We start from the raw sequence: 4,961 nt of genomic DNA, 5'->3' as shown, positions 1-4,961 counted from the left end.
CTGCTCGCCGAATGCGACGGCATCGGGCGGACCGCGACCGACATGATGGAGACGTTACGCGGCGCCCTCTTCCGGCTCCGCCCGCCCGATGTCGACGAACTCGGACTTGCGGCCAGCCTCGAGGGCCTGGTCGCCGGCTGGAACGGCCGCAGCCGCGGACAGCCGCGGTTCGAGATCACCATATCGGGATCGTTCGAGCGCCTCGCCGCCTCCGTCAGCGCCAATCTCTACCGCATCGTGCAGGAGGCGCTCACCAACGCCGCCAAGCATGCCGGCGCCACGCGCGTGATGCTGCGGCTTGAGATGCGCGAGCCGCCGCCCGGCGGCGGCGACGGCACGATCGTGCTCGCGATCGACGATGACGGCCAGCCCGGCGATCCCGATCCCAAAGGCGATCCCCAGCTCAGGTCCGGCCTCGGCCTGCTCGGCATGCGCGAACGGGTCGCCGCGCTGGGCGGGCGGCTCAGTTTCGAGACCGGACAGCCCAGCGGCTCCTCGCTCCGCGTCATCGTTCCCGTCGCCGCCAGCCGAGAAGCCGCACAGGTGGAGCGCGCGGCATGAGCCACGCGGCGCGAACCATCATGCTGGTCGACGACCACGCCGTCGTGCGGGAGGGCTACCGGGCGATGCTGCAGAAACAGCCGGGCCTCTGCGTCGTCGCCGAAGCCTCCGACGGCGTCGAGGCCTACCGCCTCTACAAGGAGACCGGGCCCGACCTCGTCATCATGGACCTGTCGATGCCCGGCATCGGCGGCATCGAGGCCATCCGCCGCCTGCGGCAGTGGGACAGGCGCGCAAAAATCCTGGTGTTCACCATGCATCAGAACGCGGCCTTTGCAGTGCAGGCGATCCGCGCCGGCGCGAGCGGCTATGTCACCAAGACCAGCCCGCCGGAGACGCTGGTGCACGCCGTGATGGATGCGCTGTCGGGCAAGATCGCGATCAGCCCGGATATCGACCACGAGCTCGCGCTCAGCCACCTTGCCGGCGAGACCAAGGCGGCCGACCTCCTGACCGCGCGGGAATTCGAGGTGCTGCGGATGCTGCTCGCGGAAAACACCACCGAGGAGATCGCCGAGGCGCTGCACCTCAGCCCCAAGACGGTCGCGAACCTGCATTCCCTGATCAAGGACAAGCTCGGCGTCGGCACCGATATCGAGCTGGTCCGCCTCGCGCTGCGGCAAGGCATCCTCACGCAGATCGATCTCGGCGAACGCTGAGCCCGCGGTGGCACCAGCCAGGCCGCGTACTGGCAAATCGAGCCGCATCTGCCTTCGGGCAAACCGAACATCGAGCCGGCATCGTCGAATGGCCGAGTCTAGAGAAAATCGCGTAACAGACGTCCAGGACAGCCTCGATGCTGGCTCGTCTGGGACATAGTCCAGAACCTGGACTACCTTGGTGGCCCTCGTGATGCTAAAGTTCTCGTCATGAAAGGCTATGGATCATTTTGCCCCGTAGCCAAAGCTGCGGAAATTCTCACGGAGCGGTGGACCCCGCTCCTGCTCCGCGAACTGTTGCTGGGGTCCCACCACTTCAACCAGCTTCGCCGCGGCATCCCGCAGATGTCGCCGACCCTCCTCTCCAAGCGCCTGCAAACGCTAGAAGAAGCCGGGCTAATCTCACGCAGATCAGGCGATAACGGGCATTGGGAGTACCATCCAACCCAGGCAGCCAGGGAAGCCAGGCCAATTATCGATGCAATGGGCTATTGGGGCCACAAATGGGCTCGCAGCCAGCTCACACCCAACGAACTTCACGCGGGCCGGCTCATGTGGAATATGCGCCGTTCGTTCGATCTAAGGCACATTCCATGCGACTTCGTTCTGTACATCGAGATTGCGGACGCTCGGCCGAAGCGCTGGTGGTTTGTTGTGAAGAAGGAGGAAGCCGATCTTTGCTGGGATGACCCCGGCTTCGAGGTCGATATCAGCCTCTATGCGAGTCTGCTGACGCTCGTGCAGATTTTCGTAGACGAGATGCCGCTGCTACGGGCGCGTGAGCTCGGCAAAATCGAGATCGACGGTCCCAGGCATCTTGTGAACAGCATGCGGACTTGGTTCCCACGCAGCAAATATGCCGATGAGGCGCCGGCGGCCGCAGATCGAGTCTCAGCCAGTTGAGGATATCCAGTCCACTTTCTGGACTAGTGGTTCTGCTTGCCTCGGCTATAGCGTTTGCGAATGCGCTCCCGCGCTAAGCATCTCAGCTAAAGGAGGCAAAGATGAGCCGCCCTTCTCTTCTTTCATGCACCCTGTTGTTGATCTTTACTTGTACTTGCGTCAGTCCCGCAGGGGCAGCCCCACCTGCCGACGAATTTTCCTCGGCGGCTGCCAAATGGGATGCCGCCATCAACAACGCAGACTTCGATGCCCTGTTACCGTTGTATGCCGCTGACGCCAGATTGATGCCGCCTGGTGCGCAGCCAGTCACCGGCCCTTTGGCAATCCGTAATTTCTTTGCCGGGCGGGGAAGAAGCGTCAGAGATCACAAGGTTGAGCTGCTCGATGTGTTGCCCATGGGAAACTACGCCTACACCACCTCGCATTTCACGGCCACCCTAGTAGTAAATGAGAAGGCGGCGCCAATTTCTGGCAGCACCGTGAGACTGCTTGAACGCCAACCCGACGGGCAGTGGAAGATAAAGTCTCATATCTTCGTCAAGGAATAGATTCGCGGGTGCCACAGCCACACGGTCAGCCACCCCGCAAGCCTGACGGGCCGCAAGTGACGGATGGTCATGCACCTTATTGGCCCTCAGCCGAAGACGGCATTGATCATCGGGACATCGGTTCATTGGGTAAGCCGGACGTCCCTCGGTTTGGTCGCCATTGCCGTGGCTGTCGCCAGATGTTCGATCTCGCCCAACGCTGGGCCCGCGATCAACCCTTGCGAGCCCGCCGGGGATTGGATAGCCTTCTGCTCGCGATGAGCTTCGCAGGCTCATTCGCCCCTCGCGCGACTGGCGAGCTTACGTGGAATTGACCACGGTGAAGCGCGAAGGGTTCCAACGCCGTTCGCCTGGGCAACCCGTTCAGCTGATGATCCAGCGTCTTGGGGAGCCCGGACCATGCCGTCATTCCGCAATGAACTCCATCTCAACGATTTGGAAGTTGCCCTTGCGCTCGAGGGCGAAGAGCGCCGCCAGCAAGACGGCGTCGAGCTGATTCCGTCGGAGAACTACACCTATCCCGAGGTTCTCGAGCTACTGGGATCGGTGTTCACCAACAAGTATTCCGAGGGCTATCCGGGACGCCGCTATTACGGCGGCCAGGAATTTACCGACCAGATAGAGAACCTTGCCCGACAGCGCGCTTGCGCGCTGTTCCGCGCCGAGCATGCCAACGTTCAGCCTCTGTCCGGATCGCCAATGAACCAGGCCGTGTATCTCGGCCTGCTGCAGCCCGGCGATACGATCTTGGCGATGGACCTGTCACACGGCGGCCATCTCACCCATGGCGCACCGGTGTCGCATATGGGGCGGCTCTTCAACTTCGCCCGCTACAAGACGCAGCCGTCAAACGGCGGCGCCATCGATTTCGATGAGCTCCGCGCCATGGCCCGGAACGTCCGCCCGAAGCTGGTGCTGTGCGGCTACAGCTCTTATCCGCGCGATCTGGATTATGCGTCCTTCAAGAGCATCGCCGATGAGGTGGGTGCACTGACCATGGCCGACGTCAGCCATTACGGCGGCCTGATCGCCGGCAACGCCTTGCGTAATCCGCTCGATGCGGGTTTCGACGTGATGACGACGACATCGCACAAGACGCTTCGCGGGCCGCGTGGCGGCATCGTTCTTTGTCGCCGGGAGTTCGCCGGCAAGATCGACGCGTCGGTATTCCCGGGATTGCAGGGAGGTCCGCACATGAACGTTGTGGCCGGAACCGCGGTCACGCTGAAGAAGGCTTCGACGTCCGATTTTCACGCCTATGCAAGGCTGGTCATGCGCAACGCGAAGGTCCTGGCCGAAGCGTTGATGGAACGCGGCATGACGTTGATCACCGGCGGAACCGACAATCACATGATGGTCGTGGATACCGTGGCCAGCGTCGGCGTGGACGGCAGCGCGGCCGAGAACATCCTCGACGCCGTCGGGATCACCGCAAACAAGCAGATCATTCCCGACGATCCGCGTCCGCCGCTCAAGCCGAGCGGCGTTCGCCTCGGAACGCCGGCGGCGACCACGCGCGGCATGGGCGAGCCCGAAATGCGCCTGATCGCCGAACTCATTGCGGAGTCCCTCCGGTCGAAGGGAGATGCATCGGTCGTCAAGCGATTGAGGTCGAACAGCGTCGAGATGTGCCGCGCTTTCCCCGTTCCGGGGATCGCGCCGCCCTCATAGGCGGCCGACCCGCGTTCCGTTCGTCGCGTCACTCGGCAGGTCGTGAAGGTTCCCCGGGGGAAGGACCGGAACGGAAATCGATGCTGTTCGTTGGACCGCATGATCTCGAAGACGGAGCGTCCAACGCCGTGACCCGGAAAACCTTGCAAGCACGCTCGGAACAGGCGCTCGTCGTCATCATTCTCAGCACCGGTGCGCTGATCGGTTACCTCGGCCTGGCGCTGTCCAGGATGTGAGAGCTACGCCCCCGGCAGGCACCAAGCCGCCGGCAGGCATCAAGCCGCCGGCGGGCATCAAGCCGCCGGCGGGCATCCAGGCATCAAGTCGCTTGGTGGCTTGAAAACTTGCGCGCGTGCCCCGACGTGGCAAGCCTCCACAGCAAAAATAGAGGATGCAACGAAGAGCAAAGCTCGGACAAATCATGTCGCGAGAATGCGGATGTTTGACGCACAAGCGACAACACACTCGCCGTCGTCCCGGCGAAGGCCGGGACCCATTACCCCAAATCTCAATTGTTGCGCGACGCTGGGGCCACGATCCTGTTCCTGATCCAATGCGGTGGTTATTGGTCCCGGCCCCCGTGCGCAATTGCGCACTAGGTGGTGTTGACACTTATCGC

6 protein-coding genes and 1 riboswitch are annotated in these 4,961 nt (G+C 62.8%); all 6 genes read left to right on the top strand.

The annotated features are described in order from the left end of the window. Positions 1-561: sensor histidine kinase (locus AKL29_RS44770; protein ID WP_347336981.1), on the top strand; the 561-nt coding region annotated here is incomplete at its 5' end. Beyond that, entirely contained in the window at positions 558-1,220 is a 663-nt protein-coding gene (locus AKL29_RS13390; RefSeq protein ID WP_028334034.1) for a response regulator transcription factor, read from the top strand. The genes AKL29_RS44770 and AKL29_RS13390, both read left to right, overlap by 4 nt. Positions 1,221-1,430: 210 nt before the next feature. Then, positions 1,431-2,123 (top strand): winged helix-turn-helix transcriptional regulator, encoded by a 693-nt coding sequence (locus AKL29_RS13385; RefSeq protein WP_050384515.1) that lies wholly within the window; start codon positions 1,431-1,433, stop codon positions 2,121-2,123. Between the two features lie 101 nt (positions 2,124-2,224). Further along, entirely contained in the window at positions 2,225-2,671 is a 447-nt protein-coding gene (locus tag AKL29_RS13380; RefSeq protein ID WP_050384514.1) for a YybH family protein, read from the top strand. 277 nt (positions 2,672-2,948) lie between these two features. After that, positions 2,949-3,034: riboswitch (ZMP/ZTP riboswitch) on the top strand. Positions 3,035-3,070: 36 nt separating this feature from the next. Continuing rightward, positions 3,071-4,342 carry a serine hydroxymethyltransferase gene (locus AKL29_RS13375; protein WP_050384513.1) on the top strand — a complete coding sequence of 424 codons (1,272 nt, stop codon included), beginning with the start codon at positions 3,071-3,073 and terminating at the stop codon, positions 4,340-4,342. A gap of 80 nt (positions 4,343-4,422) precedes the next feature. Beyond that, the gene (locus AKL29_RS43305) at positions 4,423-4,578 is read left to right on the top strand and encodes a hypothetical protein (RefSeq protein WP_162832422.1); all 156 of its coding nucleotides are present in this window, start codon (positions 4,423-4,425) and stop codon (positions 4,576-4,578) included. Positions 4,579-4,961 lie beyond the last annotated feature (383 nt).

This window comes from Bradyrhizobium pachyrhizi (assembly GCF_001189245.1).
GTDB classification, from domain to species: domain Bacteria; phylum Pseudomonadota; class Alphaproteobacteria; order Rhizobiales; family Xanthobacteraceae; genus Bradyrhizobium; species Bradyrhizobium pachyrhizi.
This window is presented reverse-complemented; position numbering and strand designations above follow the sequence as displayed.